At 50.2% G+C, this 19,961-nt stretch carries 16 protein-coding genes and 2 pseudogenes; 8 read left to right on the top strand and 10 right to left on the bottom strand.

The window, feature by feature from the left end; genetic code table 11:
* Nucleotides 1–658 precede the first annotated feature (658 nt).
* A complete protein-coding gene (locus tag C7H79_RS17945) occupies nucleotides 659–814 on the bottom strand; it encodes a hypothetical protein (protein WP_172592404.1) in 156 nt (51 codons plus the stop codon).
* 1,001 nt (nucleotides 815–1,815) lie between these two features.
* Between C7H79_RS17945 and C7H79_RS19675 the strand changes: the two are divergent.
* The 5 genes and pseudogenes from C7H79_RS19675 to C7H79_RS17935 form a co-directional block, all read left to right on the top strand.
* Nucleotides 1,816–1,881: pseudogene (locus C7H79_RS19675) on the top strand (hypothetical protein); the annotation flags it as partial.
* A 42-nt stretch (nucleotides 1,882–1,923) separates the two neighbouring features.
* On the top strand, nucleotides 1,924–2,049 hold the full coding sequence (locus C7H79_RS19230; protein ID WP_258577631.1) for a hypothetical protein: 126 nt from the start codon (nucleotides 1,924–1,926) through the stop codon (nucleotides 2,047–2,049).
* Nucleotides 2,037–2,387 carry an IS66 family insertion sequence element accessory protein TnpB gene (gene tnpB, locus C7H79_RS09745; protein ID WP_106707088.1) on the top strand — a complete coding sequence of 117 codons (351 nt, stop codon included), beginning with the start codon at nucleotides 2,037–2,039 and terminating at the stop codon, nucleotides 2,385–2,387. The genes C7H79_RS19230 and tnpB overlap by 13 nt, the downstream gene beginning before the upstream one ends.
* A gap of 17 nt (nucleotides 2,388–2,404) precedes the next feature.
* Nucleotides 2,405–3,832: pseudogene (gene tnpC / locus C7H79_RS09740) on the top strand (IS66 family transposase); the annotation flags it as partial.
* Nucleotides 3,833–3,974: 142 nt separating this feature from the next.
* Complete coding sequence (locus C7H79_RS17935; RefSeq protein WP_172592403.1) at nucleotides 3,975–4,115, top strand: hypothetical protein; 141 nt, start codon at nucleotides 3,975–3,977, stop codon at nucleotides 4,113–4,115.
* Between the two features lie 93 nt (nucleotides 4,116–4,208).
* Here the strand turns inward: C7H79_RS17935 and C7H79_RS09735 are convergent, their stop codons facing one another.
* From C7H79_RS09735 to C7H79_RS09720, 4 genes are all read right to left on the bottom strand, one after another.
* The gene (locus C7H79_RS09735) at nucleotides 4,209–4,964 is read right to left on the bottom strand and encodes an ABC transporter permease (protein ID WP_106707087.1); all 756 of its coding nucleotides are present in this window, start codon (nucleotides 4,962–4,964) and stop codon (nucleotides 4,209–4,211) included.
* Nucleotides 4,961–5,884 (bottom strand): ABC transporter ATP-binding protein, encoded by a 924-nt coding sequence (locus C7H79_RS09730; protein WP_106707086.1) that lies wholly within the window; start codon nucleotides 5,882–5,884, stop codon nucleotides 4,961–4,963. The genes C7H79_RS09735 and C7H79_RS09730 overlap by 4 nt, the downstream gene beginning before the upstream one ends.
* Before the next feature lie 186 nt (nucleotides 5,885–6,070).
* Nucleotides 6,071–7,753, bottom strand: coding sequence for a glutamate--cysteine ligase (gene gshA / locus C7H79_RS09725; RefSeq protein ID WP_106707085.1), 1,683 nt, complete (start codon nucleotides 7,751–7,753; stop codon nucleotides 6,071–6,073).
* 171 nt (nucleotides 7,754–7,924) lie between these two features.
* Nucleotides 7,925–8,830: a LysR family transcriptional regulator gene (locus tag C7H79_RS09720; protein ID WP_106707084.1), complete on the bottom strand. Its 906-nt coding sequence runs from the start codon at nucleotides 8,828–8,830 to the stop codon at nucleotides 7,925–7,927.
* Nucleotides 8,831–9,334: 504 nt separating this feature from the next.
* Between C7H79_RS09720 and C7H79_RS09715 the strand changes: the two genes are divergently transcribed.
* Nucleotides 9,335–10,132 carry a glutathione S-transferase family protein gene (locus C7H79_RS09715; protein WP_172592402.1) on the top strand — a complete coding sequence of 266 codons (798 nt, stop codon included), beginning with the start codon at nucleotides 9,335–9,337 and terminating at the stop codon, nucleotides 10,130–10,132.
* A gap of 214 nt (nucleotides 10,133–10,346) precedes the next feature.
* On the opposite strand, the gene C7H79_RS09710 is transcribed toward C7H79_RS09715, so the two are convergent.
* Nucleotides 10,347–13,745: an ATP-binding protein gene (locus C7H79_RS09710; RefSeq protein ID WP_106707082.1), complete on the bottom strand. Its 3,399-nt coding sequence runs from the start codon at nucleotides 13,743–13,745 to the stop codon at nucleotides 10,347–10,349.
* A 33-nt stretch (nucleotides 13,746–13,778) separates the two neighbouring features.
* On the opposite strand from C7H79_RS09710, the gene C7H79_RS17670 reads away from it, so the two are divergent.
* The gene (locus tag C7H79_RS17670) at nucleotides 13,779–14,030 is read left to right on the top strand and encodes a hypothetical protein (RefSeq protein ID WP_147383579.1); all 252 of its coding nucleotides are present in this window, start codon (nucleotides 13,779–13,781) and stop codon (nucleotides 14,028–14,030) included.
* 13 nt (nucleotides 14,031–14,043) lie between these two features.
* On the opposite strand, the gene C7H79_RS09705 is transcribed toward C7H79_RS17670, so the two are convergent.
* Nucleotides 14,044–16,128 carry an AarF/UbiB family protein gene (locus C7H79_RS09705; protein ID WP_106707081.1) on the bottom strand — a complete coding sequence of 695 codons (2,085 nt, stop codon included), beginning with the start codon at nucleotides 16,126–16,128 and terminating at the stop codon, nucleotides 14,044–14,046.
* Between the two features lie 656 nt (nucleotides 16,129–16,784).
* Here C7H79_RS09705 and C7H79_RS09700 point away from each other — a divergent pair.
* Entirely contained in the window at nucleotides 16,785–17,567 is a 783-nt protein-coding gene (locus tag C7H79_RS09700; protein WP_106707080.1) for a hypothetical protein, read from the top strand.
* Here the strand turns inward: C7H79_RS09700 and C7H79_RS09695 are convergent.
* The 3 genes from C7H79_RS09695 to C7H79_RS09685 are packed head-to-tail and all read right to left on the bottom strand — an operon-like array spanning nucleotide 17,556 to nucleotide 19,842.
* Nucleotides 17,556–17,999: a ParB/RepB/Spo0J family partition protein gene (locus tag C7H79_RS09695; RefSeq protein WP_106707079.1), complete on the bottom strand. Its 444-nt coding sequence runs from the start codon at nucleotides 17,997–17,999 to the stop codon at nucleotides 17,556–17,558. The genes C7H79_RS09700 and C7H79_RS09695 overlap by 12 nt on opposite strands.
* Nucleotides 17,996–19,351 carry a recombinase family protein gene (locus C7H79_RS09690; RefSeq protein WP_106707078.1) on the bottom strand — a complete coding sequence of 452 codons (1,356 nt, stop codon included), beginning with the start codon at nucleotides 19,349–19,351 and terminating at the stop codon, nucleotides 17,996–17,998. The genes C7H79_RS09695 and C7H79_RS09690 overlap by 4 nt, the downstream gene beginning before the upstream one ends.
* On the bottom strand, nucleotides 19,348–19,842 hold the full coding sequence (locus tag C7H79_RS09685; protein ID WP_106707077.1) for a DUF2924 domain-containing protein: 495 nt from the start codon (nucleotides 19,840–19,842) through the stop codon (nucleotides 19,348–19,350). The genes C7H79_RS09690 and C7H79_RS09685 overlap by 4 nt, the downstream gene beginning before the upstream one ends.
* Nucleotides 19,843–19,961: the final 119 nt, after the last annotated feature.

Below are 19,961 nucleotides of genomic sequence, written 5' to 3'. Positions count from 1 at the left end.
TAAAATATATAGAAGAGATAGTAGGTATAGTAGAAATAGGAAAGGGAATACATGCATATAAAAGCCCCCGTAAACTTTCCGCGTTTTATCTGTGCATGGTGTGCAGTTCGCTGAAACGCACACCAGTAGAGGGCTAGAAGCGCACACGTGTAGCTGTGCACCATCTGTGCTATCTGTGCAGTTGAATCAGGAGCTTAAAAATGTTTATGCTATTAATCAATGAGATAAAAAATATGCCACAAATGAAGGCAAATTGAACGTGATACCTGTTCTGTAGAAGTGGGCCACAATTTAAAACAAGACTCAAATGTTCGCAGTAAATTGCTCGTAACAATATTTTATGCGAAACGTAGAAATTTTTGCATTCAGCCCTAAATTTTCTTAGGTGGTCTTCCAGTCCAAGCAACTCCTGCTAACTTAGCTAGCATGTAAAGCTCAAATGATGCTTTCCGGTGTGCTATACGTTCCGCTAGAGAATCGTTCATTCCTTTAGAGCGGGCTCTCGCTATAGCCTTGCGCCCATCGATTGTGCGTGGGCCACCATTACCGTGACTTTTACACTTTGATTTTCCCGGTATGGCTTCACGAGGACATCGTTGACCCTTAGAGTATTGGATTTTTGCATTACATTGCATCAGGCTGAGCTATAAGTTAGAGTTTAAATTTTTTTTGAAAGTGCTAGATGTGTAAGAATCGCTCCTCCGAAGAGAATTGCTGACCATCCCCCGCTGGCATCACCATCATCTAGCATAATGCCTCCAGCGATCAAGGACAAAATTCCAAGTATTGCAAAAAACCATCTATCTATGTTCAAAAATATTTCCTTAATTAGGTTTATCGAATAATTTTGGCACTCGGTAATTCACATACTCATCTATTCAACCACTTATGAATATCTATATAGTACCATACTAATCCAAATCTTTAATAAAAGCCCAACCTCGATTTTATTTTCTGTTTATATTAAAGTAATATGTGTTCTCATCTGTTGCATATTATAAAAAATTGATAATCGAATGTATAAATTTGAGTATATAGGTATGTGTAGGAGTCCCTAAACTCTACAAGGGGGCGCCCCCGGCACCGGGGTATCCTTTAAAAGTGTGCAGTGGACACTAAAGACCTTGGCCGCGCTCCAGGATTAACCACATTCAATTATTTTACCTTAGCCTATACCAATTTACCCTGTAATGTGCGGGTAATGCTAACCAACTCAGAATCGTCTACTCAATCTGAAATGCAGTAACTTTTACAGTAACACGAATGCGATATATTACTATATACAGCATTCATAACGGTTTTGGCTAGTTATTCAATAGACGCCGTCCCAACACCAAAGACCAACCCTTCATCCGGTTGGTTTTTTTTCGCCTACTTTCGCGTGTTTGCGGGGGCTCATGCGGATTCTTGCGGACTTTGAGGTTGCATAAACCCCGAAAAATCTGCTCACTTTTTCTCTCTTTGTGCCATTATTCTCTCCACCCCTACCCGTCATGCAAGTGTGAAGTCCGCAAGTTCGTATTATTTAGACGGTATAAATCAAGGAATTACGCGCGGACTAATCAAGCGGTTTATTTGCAGCATTGGTAGGGGAAGGAAACAGCATCTAGGCGGAGAGAATAAAAAGAATATGAAAAACTACGCATCATTAGTCTTTTGTGCCTCAATGATGCGTGCACGTATTACATCCAAAGTATGCCTCCGCTCCCACCATCTTACCACTCCTCGCCATCACCATTATCCTGCGAATTTTAATCAGGAGTAGCGATGTCAACAGCAGAAACGAGGCGAGAACATATTGAGGCATAGCAGTCTAGCGGCATGACGCAACGTGCGTATTGCCAGGTACATGGTTTGAATGTCAAAACGTTTGTTAGTTGAGTGCGTGCATACAGGGGTGTGCAATGTAGCCGATCCGCATCTATGATTCCGGTAACGATCAAGCCGATGGATGTGTTACGGTGGCGTGGCCAGGGTGATCATGTATTGGAGTTGCCGCCGACGGTAGCGCCATATTTGTTGGGGGACTTACTCAAATGTCTGGGTTGATCGTAAACCCTGGGCGTACCTGGTTGATGGTTGAGCCGGTGGATATGCATTGCGGCATTGATGGGTTGTCGTTGTTGGTGAAGCAGCGACTGCAACAATCGTCTTGTTCTGGATCAGCGTTTGTGTTTTGCAATCGTGCGGGCAATCGCATCAAGGTGCTGCTGTGGGATAGCGCCGGCGTGTGGTTGTGTCAGCGGCGACTGCATCAGGAGCGGTTTGTTTGGCAGCGCTCCGAGGAAGGGGGCATCACCATGACGCAGGCTCAATGGGAGTGGTTGATCATGGGGGTGGATTGGCGTCGTTTGAGCGCAACAATTTGCGTCAAGAAATATAGCTGAATAAACAACTGGAAGAGAAGAATCAAGCTTTGGTATACGAATTGGCGCACTTACGCCGCATGCGCTACGGCTCGAAGAGCGAAGCGATGTCAGAGATCCAGTTAAGTCTGTTCGACGTAGCGACAATTCAAGCGGAAATTGAGCAACTGCCGCTGCCTCAACCAAAAAAACCAAAGCGCGTTCGTGCCGGACGCCAGCCACTGCCGGATCATTTACCGCGTATCGAGCATCGTCATGAACCGGCATCTTGCCAATGTCAACAATGCGGCAGTGTGCTGACCAAAATCAGCGAAGATGTCACCGAACAGCTCGACGTCGAATTCGCCAAATTCTTCGTGCACCTCCACATCCGTCCGCAATACGCCTGCCGGTGCTGCGAAACCATCGTCGCAGAACCGGTGCCACCCACAATCATCGATGGCGGCATGACAGCAACTGGCCTCTTGTCGTGGATCGCTGTTTCCAAATACCTTGATCATCTACCGCTCTATCGCATCGCGCAAATCGCGGCGCGCGATGGCGTGACATTACCGATCTCCACCTTGGCCGAATGGGTTGGTTGTGTCGGTGCGGCACTGCAGCCGCTGGTTGATCGATTGACTTGGCATCTACTGCAAGGCCGCACGTTGCATGCTGTTGAAACGCCGGTGGCGCAGCTCGATCCGGGCAACGGCAAAACCAAACGCGCCTACTTATGGGCGTACCGCAGTAACGATTTCTAGTTGGGGCCGCGCATCATCGTGTTCGACTACCAAACCAGTCGCAGCGGCAAGCACGCACTTAATTTCCTGCGCAATTGGCATGGCCACCTGGTCGTCGATGACTATAGCGGCTACAAACCGTTATTTGCCATCGATGATCGCACCGAACTGGGCTGCTGGATGCATGCGCGTCGTAAATTCTTCGACTTGCACACAGCCAACAGCAGCGAAATCGCACTTGAAGCGTTGCAACGCATCGGCATACTCTACGCCATCGAAGCAGAAGGCGACCAACTCACCGTTGAAGCGCGACAACAACTACGCACAGAAAAAAGCATCCCGGCGCTGCAATCGCTACATGGCTGGTTATTGCACATTCGCCAGCAAACCGCTGACGGCAGCAGCACCGCCAAAGCGATCGACTACACCTTGAAACGTTGGCTAAGTCTCATCTGCTACGCCAACAGCGGCTCTCACCCTATCGACAACAACCCGATCGAAAACTACTTCCGCGCAATTGCCATCGGCAGAAAGAACTGGCTCTTCACCGGATCTGAACGCGCTGGCCAACGCGCCGCCGCCATCCAATCCCTGCTCACCACCGCAAAACTCAACGGCCTCGACCCCGCAAAATGGCTAACCGAAACCCTCGAAAAACTCCCCACCTGGCCTAACAGCCGCATCGACGAACTGTTGCCGTTTGCGCCAGAGGTTATTGAAACATTAATGAAAGAGTGTGAGTAGGTGGTGGGTTTAAAGGCTTACCTTTAATTGCCGAACGTAGTCTATTTCCTCTGGAAGATTTTCGTCTGCTTTCCCATCGCCTTGATCTCTCACATCTCCAGTTGATGGACAAACGCATTCCATTAAATCTCAAGCAGGAACTTTGACAAGAGCAGGCGTAAATACGAAGATTCTGCCATTGGGTGGCTTACTTATTGATGGCCAGACATTCATTACGCTTTCTTCCGGAGAATATGTTACGTTCCGCTACAGCGTTGCAGCAGGTGAATGGGAACAAAGGTAGCAGCGTGAGAAAATTGATAAAAAAGTAATCAATATTTATTCATAGTTATTGAAAACTTGCGTATTGGCAATTTCGTGGATAAACCACTACGGATTATTTTCGGATTTTATACCCTGTTTTTAGCATTCGCAATGTGCACCACGATACCACTAGGAACCATGCCACCAGAATCCCAAGGCTGAGGTAAGGTGAAACATCCGAGACGCGAAAGAAGCCGTAGCGAAACCCGTCTACCATGTAGAAAAACGGATTCATATACGATAATCCTCGCCAGAATGGAGGCAACGAGGGGATCGTATAGAATACCCCCGATAAAAATGTCAATGGCAGGACGATAAAGTTTTGCAACGCAGCAAGCTGTTCAAATTTTTCCGCCCAAATACCCGCAATGATGCCTAAGGCACCTAGCAACGCAGCGCCTATCAAGGCAAATGTGAATACCCATGCGAACGAGTACAGGGGAAGTTCAAAAAACGCCAGCGTCACCAAGTAGATACCCAGTCCTACCATCAGACCACGAACTACCGATGCCAGTACATAAGCAGTGAATATTTCCTGGTAAGAAAGCGGCGATAACAGCATGAAGATGTGATTACCCGAGACCGTCGATTGAATCAGGCTTGATGAAGAGTTAGCGAAAGCATTCTGCAACATAGCCATTATGACCAATCCGGGGATCAGAAAAACCGTGTAGGTTACACCGGGATAAACCTGCACTCTTTCTTCCAGCGCGTGAGAAAAAATCAACAGATATAGCAAGGTGGACAGCATGGGTGCAAATACGGTCTGGAGACCGACTTTCCAGAATCGCAGCAGTTCCTTGTAGAGCAATGTAAGAAATCCATTCATACCGATGCAGATTCCAAATTCTCTGTTCCGTGCATGAGTTTTACGAACACTTCTTCCAGATCAGGTTGCAATATCTGCATATCCAGAATTTGGATCTGGGCCGCGTGTAATGCTGTAATCACATTTCCAAGCTGAGAGTATTCCTCGATTGCCAGAACGTAGTAGCCTTGGTCGTGGCTGATTGTCAGTAGCTGTAACGCTGTCGGCAGCGTATCGGGAGATAGCCGCAGGCGTATCCGGTGTCCTGAAATGTTGCTGATGAGATTTCTGACGCTATCAAGCACAACGATACTGCCATTTTTGAGCATTGCCACGCGGTTGCATAAAGCCTCTGCTTCTTCGAGATAATGCGTAGTGAGTACAATGGTATGACCGTTGCGGTTTAATTGCTTGATGAAACGCCAAAGGGCCTGGCGCAATTCCACATCTACGCCTGCGGTGGGTTCATCCAAAACGATTACCGGAGGCTTGTGGACCAATGCCTGCGCTACCAGTACGCGCCGCTTCATACCGCCGGACAGCAAACGCATGTTGGTATCCGCCTTATCGGCAAGGTCGAGATGATGGATTATCTCGTCTATCCAGTTGTTATTCTTCTTCAAACCGTAATAACCGGATTGAAACACAAGTGTTTCCCGAACGGTAAAGAACGGATCGAATACCAGTTCCTGCGGCACCACGCCCAGCATGCGACGTGCTTCACGATACCCGGTGAGGACATCGTGACCCATTACCCTGACACTGCCGCTGCTGGCAAGGGCAAGACCTGCGATGATATTGATCAGCGTCGTCTTTCCCGCTCCATTGGGACCAAGCAAAGCAAAGAATTCGCCGGCGTTGATTTCGAGATCAACGCCGCATAAGGCATGCAATGTGCCGAAACGCTTGTGCACCTGCTTGATTTCGATTGCCGGCGTCATGGAGAAAGCTCCTTTTTAGGTGAAGAAATGACAATTGCGTATCGCCCGGCTATACAGCATTTGGACGCATCTGCCACGCATGCTGCCGCTCAGCGCATCATAGCAACGCTCGGATTCTTATCAGTTCTGATGGAATCCCGCTGGTCGAGAACGAAGGTGAGTTTCATTGTACAGAGTGATCATCCGTTACCGGGAATGGGCCTCAACATGGCCATTCCTTGCCGGCGCCTGCGTTGTTTGCATGGGTTCACGAAATTCGTCGAGTAGCCGGGCTGAGGTGTTTTGCGAGAAATAGTTGCTCAGGTATTGATCGAAAGGGATCTCATCCGTGGCCTCGAGCTGTTTCTGTTGCGCCAGCGATGCTTTGACCTGGAGATCAAAATTCCTCTTTATCGTTGCATCCAGCGCGGCATTCCTGAAATAACGGGTGTATTCATGGGACTTCTGCAATACCAGCTCGGTAATCGACATCTTTTGCGCGCGCATGGCCGTTAGCATCCTTGCTGAAGCCGTCAACTCGGGATGGCGAATTTTTTCGATCTGCTGGTGCAATGCGCAGGTGTAGGGGATATCGGCATTGCCGTTATCCAGGATCTCGCAGATCTCCTGCATCTGCTCACACAGCATCAGCGCCCACTGCCGTAGCGGGACTTCACGCCTGTTGTCCAGCAGCTTAAGCCTTGGGTCCCGGCCGCGATTAGCCACCAACAATGCGTTATTGCTGATCTCGTCATGCTGCTTCAAGTCATGCCCCGAATTGGGCTGAAACAAACACAAAAGACTCAGTGCCTCAAGAAAACGCGTGGTTTCGATCGCAATGCCCGTAGGTTCAAACATATCCACATCCACGGAGCGTATTTCAACATATTGAATCCCCCGGCTTTCCAGCGCCTGCAGCGGCCTCTCGCCGGATCGCGCCGGCTGTTTCGGCCGCACCGAAGTGTAATACTCGTTCTCGATTTGCAGGAAATGGGTATTTAATTGCCGGTACCGGTTGCCTGCCTTTGTTCCGATCCTTTCATATTCGAGATAAGAGATCGTTGTCGCTCTGCTCAAATCGCGGATATATTCCTCAATACTGTTAAAGGAAATATGAAACGTAGATTGAACGGGATTAAAATAGCCGATCTGGCTCATTCTCAAAGAGGTCGCGTAAGGCTTGTAATAGGAAGTTTCATCGAACTTCTCCAAGGTGCGGAAATGCGCAGACTGACGGCTATCGATGAAGCTTTTGGCGACCGCCGGAGACGAGCCGAATAAATATAGGATAAGCCAGCCATAGCGCTGCAGGTTTCTAATCATTCCCATATAAGCCTGCGTCGTGAAGGATCGCAGATCGCCGATATTTTTCATGGAATGCTGGTATTGCGGCCAGAATACCTCAGGAAGCGAGTAGTTGAAATGGATCCCGGCGATGACTTGCATGCAGCGGCCATAGCGATAGCTTAAGCCCTGCCTGTAGATGTGCTTCATCCTCCCGACATTGGAGGAACCATATTCGGCGATGGGAATGGCCGGGTTCCGTAAATCGCCGACAGGCATACTGGTCGCCAGCAATAATTCGTCATTGATATTTGCGCAGACATATTTATGCAAGTCCGCCAAGGAATTCAGCACTTCCGTTCCATCCGATAATGCTGGCGTGATCAACTCAAGTAAGGCTTCAGAATAATCAGTTGTGATATTCGGATGAGTCAACGCGGCTCCAAGCTGAGCTGGATGAGGTAACAATGATATTGATCCCTCCCGGTTAATTCGGAGGCTCTCTTTTTCGATGCCTTTCAAGCCATGAATTAATAACGGCCGAAGAGATTCGTCGATAGTTGTCGCGGTTGTTGTGCGTTCGCTACAAGATAATTGCTTTGACATTTATCCTCCGATAGTGCTTGCGATAAACAAGTAGTCAAAGTATAGGCCTGAGAACGGATAACGTGTAGTCTGCTAAATTAGTTATCAGAGTTCTGTTTTTGAAACGATGAAGAGTGCAGTAGCAGAAATGGATCCGTTGCGCAGGTTCTGTTCTAGTAGTGTTAACAGGCCCTAGTCCTCGTGCAGCATCTCGAAACGTTGTGTGAGAAAATCGATCAATGCTCGTACGGATGGCAGAAGACCGCGCCGGGACGGAAACACCGCATGAATGATTTCCCGGCGCGGCGCCCAGTCCGGCACAAGCCTGACGAGTGAGCCAGCCGCCAGTTGATCTCGTGCTATGACTATCGGTAGCTGCACTACGCCCACACCGGCCACTGCGGCATCTCTCAGCGCAATCATGTCCGTCGTCACGAAGCGTGGCGTGTGATGAAGTGTTACGTGCGCGCCATCTGGCCCATGCAGCGCCCAGGCGTGGATTTGTTGCAGGATCCCTAGACCCAGGCTCGGCCAGGTGCTCAAAGCAGCTGGTGCAGCAGGAAAGCCGAGCCGGTCGACAAGGGCTGGACTGGCTACCAGACATTGGCCTCGATCAGCCAGAACACGCATAACCAAGTTGCTATCCTGCAGAGGCGGTGGCCGTACACGAAGGGCGACGTCGACCGACTCATTGACCAGATCGACACGTCGGTTGGTCGCCTCCATCTGCACCGTGACGTGCGGATAGCGCACCATGAAACCGGCCAGCATCACTCCCACATAAGCATTCACCAGCGGTATGGGGCATGTCATCCGGATTACACCCCGGGGTTCGGCTGTTAACGTGTCTATTGCTTCCTGGGCTCTCTCAGCTTCCACCAGCATCGCCTTGCAATGCGTGTAATAAGCCTCGCCGGCATCGGTAACTGCAAAGTGACGTGTCGAGCGCTGGATCAGGCGCACACCCAAGCGTTCCTCCAGCTTGGCGATGCGGCGGCTAAGCTTCGATTTCGGCATGCTCAGGACCCGGCCAGCCGGAGCAAAGCCGCCATGATCCACGGCTTGGACGTAGTAGTAGAGATCATTCAGGTCTTGCATAGGAGTTACCTATCGTTTCAAAAATAGAACTCTGATAACTGAATCAGCAGACTACCACCTGTCCGCTTCCAGGTCTATACTCTAACCACTTGTTAATCGCAAACAATATTTGCTAATTGCGCTAGCAAGCGGTTCCCTACAGAAAGAAGTGGTAGTGAGTTAACCAAAAGGAGTGCTGAAATGGCAACAAAGTATCGAAAGTTGCAGCAATTATCCGAAAGCAGATATTCGTGCTTCCAACATGCCGTCATCGCACGAATCAGCAATGTATAAGTTTGGCCTGCTGGATCTGCTTAGAAAAGCACTGTTCTGAAACGGATCTCAAACTTTTCCCTGACAGATGAAGTATATGCAATATCAAATGATGTAACGAGACTTATCCTCATTTGATATTTATGGATAATGAAGCGAATGCCCTTGGTACTACTGCCGACGGCACATCAGTACTATGCCTCTAATAAGGCACCTCTTAACATTAATCCGCAATGCAGAAGGAGTTTTACCATGTCCACACAATTAAACGTCGAGCGCACGCTGTACGGATTTTGGCTCTCACCTTATATGAGTCAGGTCGCACACATGCTCTCGGAAACCGGTCTGCCTTATCGCTATGAACGGGTGTCTCCGTTTCAGGGGGGCACACTCACGCCAGAGCACCTGGAACGAAACCCTCTTGGGAAAATTCCCACTCTAAGGGATGTCAATGGTGTTGATATTGCAGAGAGTCACGCAATCTGTCGCTATCTCGCGAAGATCTACCCGGAAGCGCAAAAGTTTTATCCTAGTGATGACCCGATGCTCTGCGCACAGGTCGATGCCAAGAATGACTTCATTACTTTTTCCATTGCAGGTCCATTCTTCAACTGGTTTGTTGTCAGCGCATATTTTCCAAAAGCATGGAAACTCAAAATTGAAAAAGAAGCACATCACTATCATCTTTGTTCGGTCTTGTTAAGCAAAATGTGGCTACCTCGACTAGTTAACGGCTCGAGAATGGAGCCATTCTTGCTAGGCAAAGAGCCCTTTCTGCCAGATTTCCAGTTGTTCTACACGCTCGAGCTTAGCAAAATGTTTTCCGAGCTCTTTGAAATACCCGAGATGCATCTTTTTCGAGACGATCCTGCATTACAGATGTTTTACGATGCTATGTGCGAGCGTCCTTCTACCCGTGAAATACTGGCGGCCAAAGAATCAGAACTCGATGTTACGAAGAAGGAACTCTTCGGGGGGTTTGGGGCAGCCTACCTTAATAAGCATATCGACAGAAAAATCATTGGAGGGCTATTCGGACGTGAAATCTGACTGCGGATAATCTGACAACATTAATATCGTAGTTGCGCTTGGGATCTCAGGCGATGACTATATTTTATGGTGTGTTGAATTAAGACAAACCGGGCAGTCAATTATTATGGTAGCAACAAATAGAACTGTCCGGTATTAATTAAATTTATCAATTTTACGATTTAATTTTGTGGTAAGGATGTTCTACGGGGCATGCTATTTCAGATTTTAAGTTCTACGTATCACTAAGCTGTTCCAGGACTGTTTTCGCTTCAATCAAGTCGAGGTTGTCGACGCGTTCGTTGAATCTGGAGTACACAGCATTTAAGATGCGTTTGGCATCATCCAATTTATTGAGTTTTCTCCAAAGCTTAGCCAGGCTCGTAGCGGCTCGAAGTTCAAGCATTGTTGCATGCTGATCCTGCGCAATCTTCAGGGCTTCACAAAAACACTCTTCTGCTGCCTGGGTTGAGAGGATGGATTGTCCGAGCAGCAGTTCGCCTTTCAGTCGAAGCAGCTCCGCGTGCCAAAACACTTCTCCCCCAGTGACAGCAAGCTTCAGCGCTTCCTCAATGGCGGCCAAGCCTTCATCAATTCTATTTCTACGTAAATAGATTTCCGCCAACAACGCCAATGTAAATGTGTTGTTGGTACTTGCACCTGTGGCCCAGGTGGCGGAAAGCCCGTTAATTAACTTGGCAAGACCTTCCTCTTGTCCATTTTCAGCCAACGCCCAGCCTTGAAAGGATGTCGCCCACGCCAATCCCAATTCAAAGGAGTATTGTGTGGAAAGCGCAATAGCTTCATCGGCAAGCTCCCGCGTTTTCTTCGCGTTGCGTAGAGTGGAGTAGATCCACGAGAGGGACGTTAAGGCAAAAACCATAGTGAATGGGTGTTCCAACTCCCTCGCCAAACCAATGGCCTCCAGCGCCAGCGGTTCAACGTGCTCAATTTCACCTAATATCCAGAATGTCCTGGCCAGGAAACTCCTCGCGGTTGTTACGGGATCCTTGCCGTAGAAGAAGACCTGTGAACGCTGTCGATTCGGATCATCAAGGGATTTTGCGGCGAACAGATGGGTTCTGGCTTCGTCAAACCGGCCAAGAAAGAAACAGGTCACACCCAAAGCATGGTGAGCTTCAATCAGTAGATCCGAGCTTTGCTCGCGGTGAGCCAGCGCGTGCAGATTTTCGGCCAGGCCGCGCGCATTGGCGAGGTTCCCTCTGACCAGATGGAATGCCCATAATCCCCGAATGGCTAGAAACTGATGCACGGAACTGCTGTGCTCCTGTAACAAATCCTTCGCTCTTCGATAATTGTGTTCCATTTCGTCGGATGCATAGCCTTTGACGGACAGCAATGGGACTCCGCGTGCAAGTAGGAGCTCCAACTCCAAGGCATTCCGCTCCGGGCCTTGCGGCAGTTCCTTGAGCAAATCCAGCGCCCGATTAAAATGATTGAGCGCTTCGATATTGGCTGATCGTTCCGCATCGCGACGAGCCGCACGATGCCAATAATCAACTGTCGGACCAGTCAAACCTGCCTGTTCATAGTGATAAGCCAGGAGTTCCGGTTCCATGTTTACCCACTCGGGGAATCGGCTCTCCAGTGTTTTGGCAATGCGAGCATGGAGTACTCGCCGGGGTTTCTTGGGTAGGGTGCTGTAGGCCGCGTCTTGGACGAGCGCATGCTTAAAGTGGTATGTCGCAAGGGGTATCTCGCCCTCTTGGAAAATGAGCCCAGACGCGACGATCAGGTCGAGGGCATTCTTTAACTGGCTGTCCGGCACTTCGACCGTGGCCTGTAACAGCTCGTAGGTGAATTCACGCCCTATTGCTGCACCGGTTTGGACAATTTCTTTGGCCGACCCCAACCGGTCCACCCGTTCCATGAGCAACGCTTGCAGACTGTCCGGAATGGGCAATCCCTTTAGGGGGCCCTTCAAGGTAAATGAATCGTTTCCCTCAGTCAGTAGCCCGGATCCAAGCACATTTTCCGTCAACGTTTCGATGTAGAGGGGTATGCCATCGGCCTTAGCCAGAATCGCCTGCTGCACCTCAAGCGGAAGCACTTTTCCTCCTGTCATCGTCGCAACGAGTTCAGCGCTATGCCGGCGTGGCAACCGACTGAGCGTCAGGGACGTCACGTGACTATATTCCGCCCACACCGGCTTGAAGTCGGGGCGAAATGTCATCAACAACAACACGCGCATCTGCCGGATGCGGCCAATGATTCGCGTCATGAGTTCCAGCGTTGTTGGATCAAGCCAATGGGCATCTTCCACAATGAACAACACGGGGCCGTGATCGGCCAGCCCTTGTAGATATTGCACGAGTGCTTCCAGCGTCATGTCTTTGCGTTTTTCGGATAACACATTGATCAGTGGGTCCCAGTGACCTCCGCGGATCGCGAGCAGATCCGCCAGTAATGACACCGTATCCTGGTTCTCGATGCCGCTTTCGCGAGCCAGAACATCGAGCTTCTCCCGTTGCGCCTGGGCGCTGTCCTGACTGGCCAGTCCCGCTGCCTGCCGCAGACAAGTGATCGCCGGATAGAGCGCCGTATTGGTATGGTACGGTGAGCATTGAAATTGAATCGTCTGGTACCTCTCCTCGGCGAGGCGGTCACACAAACTACGGGCGATTCTCGATTTTCCGATCCCGGCCTCACCGCATAGGAGCACGACCTGTCCTTCGCCGCCGACGGCTTCGCGCCAGCGACCCAACAAGAGTGAGATTTCCTGTTCTCTGCCGACGAAATTTGTTAATTGGCTGGATCGATAGGACTCAAACCGGCTGGCCGACGGCCTGATACTCAGAATCTGCCAAGCTTGGATAGGTGTGTCGAACCCTTTCAGCAAAAAAACGCCAAGATCCAAGAACTCGAATTCATTTCCGACAAGCCGTTTCGTCACCTGATCAATGATCAATTGATCGGGTTTAGCCAGTGTTTGGAGGCGGGCGGCGAGATTCGGAGTTTCACCGAACACTGACCGTTCTTTGGCAGTGTCCTGCCCCATTAGTTCGCCGACTACGACTTGACCAGTAGCGATCCCGATTCGTGCAGCCATACTAAACTGTGGATGGGAATTGTCTAGATTAAGCGACCTCACTGTGTCTAGAATAGCCAGTCCGGCATGTACCGCTCGTTCGGCATCGTTTTCGTGTGCATGGGGGTACCCAAAATAGACCAACATCCCATCCCCCATGTATTTTGCGATATAGCCATTGAGCCGACCAATCGCTTGGCTACAGGCGTCTAAAAACTGCCGGATCACCTCCTGGAGGTCTTCAGGGTCCAAACGGCGAGATAGTGTTGTCGAATCCACAAGATCACAAAACATCACCGTCAAGTGGCGACGTTCTGCTTGATCTCGTTCGGGAGGGAATGGCTGTTCTTCCGGAATGACGCCAACGGGTATAGACCCCGGGCCCATAACTTCATCGCTCTGTGGCAATTGAGCGATCGCGCGCAAGAGTTTTTTCCGATGTCCCAGTAAGACACCCATCGCCTCCAGATCGCCCTCATTCAGCTCGGGGAGGACATCCCAAGTGATCGCATTGTGCTGAAACGACTCGCGATATATACTGAGACCAAGGTTATCCAACCATGTCGATATACGATCATTCATCATGGACAACGTCGATGGTGGATATTCCGGCCCGGCATGGGTAGGATTAACTGCGTTGAGCGTAAGAAGTTACTCGTTGCGGATCGTAATCCTTTAATCGATAATAGACCTATGATGAACAACGCTTCCACGAATACGATCTCTAAAAAGTCTTTCACTCGAAAAATGGAACGCCGACTGGTAGGTATGGCAATGGTGGTCATTGCCTACCTGATCGAGAAAGCTGTGTTGCGTTCGATCAAGCGCAGTGGCACGAAATCTTCGGCGCCGAACAACCCTGCATCGTAAACCATTTTTATCTTCAACGCCCTCGCAGCAGATCGATAACCAAGCCAAGGGTCAGCAGACCTGCGACGACCCCGAATGTTATCGGTACCCATTCGGCAACAACCGTCGACGTGGCCGTGAGTCCGCTGGTCAGGACACTCGCCGCAGCGATCAGGCCGAGCGTCAGCCGTCGTCCCGTGTGACGCACTATATCCTCCAGCGAATTGGCCCGGAAGTTCACCACAAGCTTTGGACCGCCAGGGCGGACACCGACGAGGTTTTCGACCGCCTCGACCACGCGCAGGACCCGTACTTTCAACTTCTGCGATTGATACAAGAATGTCTTTGGATTGAGCGCGGTACCCATGCGTTTGACCATCAAGCGTATCAAGTACTTGCCTGCTACATCGTAAGGATCGAGTGCTGGATCGAGCTCGGCAGTCGCCAGCTGTACCTGCGCTAGTGCCTTGATGGCGAGCGTGAGCGAAGCCGGTAGCGGTACCCCGTGCCGTAACGAGACCGCGCTCATTTCTTGCAGAAGCGGCCCGATCTGCATCTCGGCAAGCGAGGCTGTGCGATATTTTGCCATCACTTCCCCGATCTCGCTCTGGAATCTGGCCACATCGAGATCGCTGCTATTGACTGCGCTCGTCATCATCAATGTGACATCGGTGAGAAACCCGGCATCTTCCTGCCACAGAGCCATCAACATTAACAAGAGATGCTCGCGGAGGTCGGCTCCTACCGCGCCGACCATTCCGAAATCGAGAAAATAGATGCAGTCCTTCCACCACATCAGATTGCCTGGGTGGGGATCGGCATGGAAAAAGCCATCGACGATGATCTGTTTGTAGTAGCTCTCCAACAGTTGGCGAGCGGCCTGGATGCGCTCTGGACCAGCCGGCGCCTGCTTGATCGGTATGCCCTGAATCTCTTCCATCACCAATAATCTGGACGTGGACAGATCCCGGTGTACTCTGGGTACGGCAAGGCGATCATAGTCTGCGAGCACCGCCTGCATCCGCCCGATGTTGTCGGCCTCCTGACGGAAGTCGAGTTCACGATGGAGCGAGGTGGAGAGGTGTTTGAACACGGCCTCCATATCGATCACCTGATTGAGCGCAGGACGCTTTCCGACTTTCTCCGCAAACACCTCGAGCAGGGCGAGGTCCTGTTCGATATCAGCACGAGCAGTGGGTCGCTGGACCTTGACTACGACCCGATCACCACTTTCGAGTGTCGCACGATGGACCTGAGCGATTGTTCCGGCGGCGAGGGGCTTCGGGTCGATCGACTTGAATACATCCTCCCACGGGACTCCCAATTCCTGTTCAGAAACCCGGACGACCTCGCTCTCAGTCATTGGCGGCACGCGGGATTGCAACAGGGCAAGCTCCTCAATGTATTCGACTGGAAGGAGATCGGGGCGGGTTGACAACACTTGCCCGAGTTTCGAGAATATCGGGCCCAGCTCTTCCAAGGCGGCACGTAAGCGTTTGGCCCGCTGATGGCGGATGGACATATCCGGTTCGTTGGATTGGCCGAACAGCTCTGTGAGGCCATGTTTCGCCATCACGGCTGCGATATGCGTAGCACGCGCTACCAGTGGAGGCTCAAAAGGTGAGGTGTCATTAGATAGATGAGCTCGCACCGAGTCCGATGCATGCTCACCGGTAGAGTGCGCGGTGTTTACAATAATCACGGTGCAGTGGGCACTGTGACTGATGCGATTCGGTATGTTACCGAGCAAAAACTCTTTTCGACCCGCCATGCCAAAATTGCCGACCACCAGTACATCGACTGCCTCCTGCTCAGCTGCGCGGACGATCGCCAATGCCGGATCAGCATCAATGACGACCCGGGCATGACCGCGGTCCCCGGCGACCTGCCGCGCGAAGTGCGCCAGTTCATTGTTGTCAGCCGCAGCGCGCGTTTGTTCGGCTTCGCCGAATTCTGTGGCGGACGGATACTGCGGCACCACCACCTGTACCACGAACAGCTCTGCATCGTAGCGGTCGGCGAACCCGGCGACCCAGTGGACGGCCTGGTCGGCGGTTTCGGAGCGGTCGCTACCTACCATCACGCGCCGTATGACATTACTCTCCAGATGATTTTGCATACGTGCAGCAAATTCTTTAGTAAGGATAGGATAGATATTACAGGATTTGTTACTGTAACGGATGTTGAAACATTCTGCCAGCCTATCTTGTTCATGGGATTTAGGGCGCAATGGAACGCAAAACCCGGTTAATCTGCATCGTTGAGATTGCGCAATGCCTATAGCTCGTCTCGAGTAACTGCTTCAGGAACTGCGAAAGCGTAGCGTCCTAACTAATTCATGTGCCGCGCATGAACGAAGGGTGGAAACCGCGCGACATCTTCACCTCGTACCGGTAGCCCTCCTGCTATAGCTGCGCAATCACCGCGCCGATATTGATTACCAGGCCAAGGATACTCGGACTCAAATCATTTCTGCTCGATACATTATAGGAGTGCATGGGGACTCGCTATCACAAGCTGTACCACGCTAAACGCCTTATAAGCGAGTCATTGACTGCGAGAATGTGACGGATGATACCAAGTCAAAACTGCGAACTCTCTACGAAATGTTGAATTCATTTAATCTGAAACCGCAGATGATGCTAAATTAACGTAACATCTTTTTTATTTTCAGGATTATCTCGGTAATGAGGCAAATAGCACGTTTTTAACATTCGGTATTACTTTTTATTATGAGACTACGCGAGAATATAATCAAATCCTATGGAATTTGTCATGTCAAACGAAGAAGTTCAAGATGAAGCTGGGTTTCTGGAGCGACTCTCGAGTGATTTAAAGCCCTTTTATGAACCGCGTTTACCCTATCACAATTGGGATGAACATATTGAGCATGGTCTTGGCATCATCGACAATCTTTGCGAGCAAGAAAAGGCAAAAGGCAACCCAATTAACTCCTTCATCGCCAAGGTTGCTTACATGGGCCATGACGCCGGTTTCCCACATGACCTCATAACGCCAGATATCTGGAAAAAGCATGGTAGTAAAGAGGGGTATTCAACCCATATAATGGATATTCTCTTGCAAAATTACGGGCTTGAAGAATCGTATATCCGAGGTGTTCAAACATGCATAATGTTTACAAAGATGGGTGAACAGTTGCCAGAAGATATAGATGAAGAACTTGGTAACACAGCTAAAGCTGTGCGCACAGCTGACCTTTCCCACATCTTTGGGCCTTATAAGGACTTTGTCATCGATAGCTTCAAGCTCATGGAAGAGGGCAAAATGTATGGCCGAGAAACAGTCTTGGCAGAATTCAAAGATAGAACCAGATTTGTGCTTACAAATTACTTGAGCCTCGGTTTTATTCCTTCTGGTGCTTACAGTATTGCAGATGGCATGAAAAATATTGAACGCTTTGGTAAAGATTCACCAAGCCGTTTATTGAAAGTTGTCGGGAATCAGGCAAACCGTTTCGCAAGTCTAGTAAAAAGAGAAGCTGCTTCGCTGCCAATTTCGGTTATTACTCAGGGAAATCGCAAGAATTCACGTAGATGAAGCACTCTTGATCCTCTCTCTCTGCTCCTCCCACAACGCCGGCGGATCAACCGCCAGATCGAACAAGATAATGTGATCGGGCAAAGTATCATCCAGAATGGCAGCAACAATTTCAGGTGCAAGCGTGGTCAAATTGACCATCCGGCTTACATAACTGTTATCAACGCTCTCGCGAGCAGCAATCTCTTTAAGGGATTTGGCCTCACCCGATTCCAGCATGGCTAGCCAACGATGCCCTCTAGCCAATGCCAGTTGCAAAGGTGTAGCGGCTACATCCCAAGGCCTGGGTTTGGCGATCTCTCCATTCGGTAACGTAACCAATTTTCTCCCGCTGCGGCGTTTGATCTGAAGTGGAATAGACAGAGTCAGCTTACCGTCACTAGATGGAATGACATTTGGTGTACCCGTTCTGTGAATGCGAGTCCCACTCATACCAGCGCCTCTTCCTTCTGTTTATCTTGTTCCGGGCGCAGTTCCAGCGCTAGACTTTTGATTCCGTTGGCGCGCAGCCTTACTTCGAGATCGCTCACTGACACGATCACTTTCTCCACCAGCAGTCTGACGATCCGACTCTGTTCCGCCGGAAACAGCTGATCCCAAATCACATCCAGCCGCGTCATGGCTACAGTGATCTTGGCTTCATCCAATCCAGGATCCAATTCGAGCGCACATGGAAGCATTTCTTTGAGCAAATCCGGAGAACGCAGGATAGTCCGCAACTGTTCGAGCACGGCCGATTCCAGTTCTGCGGCTGGCAAACGTGGCAACCCCGATGCTCCCGCGTGTTCCTTGGCATCGCGCTGCGGAATGTAGTATCTATAGCGGCGCCCATTCTTCTTGGTGGTGAACCAGGGTGACAGCGCACGTCCATCGTTTCCAAATACGATGCCCTTGAGCAGGTACGGTACCGTTGCCCGAGTGGCATTGCCACGCACCCGTCCGTTGCTAGCCAGGATTCCCTGTACCTTGTTCCACAACTCAGGATCAATGATAGGCACATGCTCAGCCGGATACCACTGCTCTTTGTGGCGTAGTTCACCAAGATAGGTGCGATTGTTGAGAAGTTTGTAGATCAAACTCTTGTCGATGGGCTTGCCTTCACGGACTTTGCCACCCTGCGTGACCCAGGATTTGGAAGTCACACCATCTAGTTTCAGTTCCTTGACCAGCATAGTGCCGGAGCCCAATTCGACAAAGCGCTGAAAGATATGTTGGACAATCTTGGCTTCCTTGGCATTGGGCACCAGTCTCCGGTTATCAACATCATAGCCCAGCGGCGGAATACCACCCATCCATAGCCCTTTCTTCTTGCTGGCAGTGATTTTGTCACGGATGCGCTCCCCAGTGACTTCGCGCTCGAACTGGGCGAAAGATAGCAGAATGTTGAGCATCAGCCGCCCCATACTGGTAGTCGTATTAAATTGCTGCGTGACCGATACGAACGACACATTGTGGTGCTCAAACACTTCGACCATTTTGGAGAAGTCAGCAAGACTGCGGGTCAAACGATCGATCTTGTAGATTACGATCACGTCGATCTTGCCGGTCTCAATGTCGGTCATTAGTCGCTTAAGCCCCGGTCGCTCCATATTTCCGCCGGAAAACGCCGGATCATCATAATCGTCAGCCACCGCCACCCAACCTTCGGCACGCTGACTGGCAATAAATGCATGACCCGCATCCCGTTGTGCATCGATGGAATTGTATTCTTGGTCCAATCCTTCATCGGTGGATTTTCGCGTATAAACAGCACAGCGCATGCGATTCTTCAAGCCTTCGCTCATCGCTTTGCTCCTTTCTTAACTTTGGTTTTCACTGGCGCTTTCAACCCAAAGAAAAGCGGTCCAGACCAGCGCGTGCCGGTAATCTCGCGCGCAATTGCGGACAGACTCGCATAACGCCTACTTTCATATTCATATTGGCCGTTTGCTTCCACCACAACACGATGCTCGACATCCTGATAGTCCCGGATCAATACGCTACCTGCCAAGGGGCGATAATCCTTTTCACGACTGCGCAGCTTGCCTTTTTCAATCAATGTTTTGATACGCCGCTCGTTACTTTCTAGCAGATTACGATCGGTTTTGCGGAATTCTATGAGTTGCAGTTTGTGTGCAAGGCGGCGCTCCAGAAACTGGCGGTTGTGATTTGGCGTATCGGTACCGAATAATCGTTTCCAAAGCACCTTGATTTCGGTCATCGGTAATTCAGGTAATTGGGCAATTTGTGAGACCACCGATGGTGGAAAAGTATATTGGGTGTTGCGTGTGTTCATTTTGACTCCGTTTTTGTTTTGTTGACGGGGTTGGAATGAACGCTTCGATGGCCAGAAGAGTCAAGCTCAAACTCGCTCTCTGGCAAGTCTTTCGGTGACGGTAGAGAATATGCGTTGCG

This window comes from Nitrosomonas supralitoralis, assembly GCF_003011925.2.
GTDB lineage: Bacteria > Pseudomonadota > Gammaproteobacteria > Burkholderiales > Nitrosomonadaceae > Nitrosomonas > Nitrosomonas supralitoralis.
This window is presented reverse-complemented; position numbering and strand designations above follow the sequence as displayed.

Excerpts from the sequence above, each read along its gene's own strand:
- C7H79_RS09720 (WP_106707084.1), bottom strand. The coding sequence starts at position 8,830 with ATGCAAGACCTGAATGATCTCTACTACTACGTCCAAGCCGTGGATCAT.
- C7H79_RS09710 (WP_106707082.1), bottom strand. The coding sequence starts at position 13,745 with ATGATGAATGATCGTATATCGACATGGTTGGATAACCTTGGTCTCAGT.
- C7H79_RS17670 (WP_147383579.1), top strand. The coding sequence starts at position 13,779 with ATGGGTAGGATTAACTGCGTTGAGCGTAAGAAGTTACTCGTTGCGGAT.
- gshA (WP_106707085.1), bottom strand. The coding sequence starts at position 7,753 with ATGTCAAAGCAATTATCTTGTAGCGAACGCACAACAACCGCGACAACT.
- C7H79_RS09695 (WP_106707079.1), bottom strand. The coding sequence starts at position 17,999 with ATGAGTGGGACTCGCATTCACAGAACGGGTACACCAAATGTCATTCCA.
- tnpB (WP_106707088.1), top strand. The coding sequence starts at position 2,037 with ATGTCTGGGTTGATCGTAAACCCTGGGCGTACCTGGTTGATGGTTGAG.
- C7H79_RS09685 (WP_106707077.1), bottom strand. The coding sequence starts at position 19,842 with ATGAACACACGCAACACCCAATATACTTTTCCACCATCGGTGGTCTCA.
- C7H79_RS09690 (WP_106707078.1), bottom strand. The coding sequence starts at position 19,351 with ATGAGCGAAGGCTTGAAGAATCGCATGCGCTGTGCTGTTTATACGCGA.
- C7H79_RS09735 (WP_106707087.1), bottom strand. The coding sequence starts at position 4,964 with ATGAATGGATTTCTTACATTGCTCTACAAGGAACTGCTGCGATTCTGG.
- C7H79_RS09700 (WP_106707080.1), top strand. The coding sequence starts at position 16,785 with ATGTCAAACGAAGAAGTTCAAGATGAAGCTGGGTTTCTGGAGCGACTC.
- C7H79_RS09730 (WP_106707086.1), bottom strand. The coding sequence starts at position 5,884 with ATGACGCCGGCAATCGAAATCAAGCAGGTGCACAAGCGTTTCGGCACA.
- C7H79_RS09715 (WP_172592402.1), top strand. The coding sequence starts at position 9,335 with ATGTCCACACAATTAAACGTCGAGCGCACGCTGTACGGATTTTGGCTC.
- C7H79_RS19230 (WP_258577631.1), top strand. The coding sequence starts at position 1,924 with ATGATTCCGGTAACGATCAAGCCGATGGATGTGTTACGGTGGCGTGGC.
- C7H79_RS09705 (WP_106707081.1), bottom strand. The coding sequence starts at position 16,128 with ATGCAAAATCATCTGGAGAGTAATGTCATACGGCGCGTGATGGTAGGT.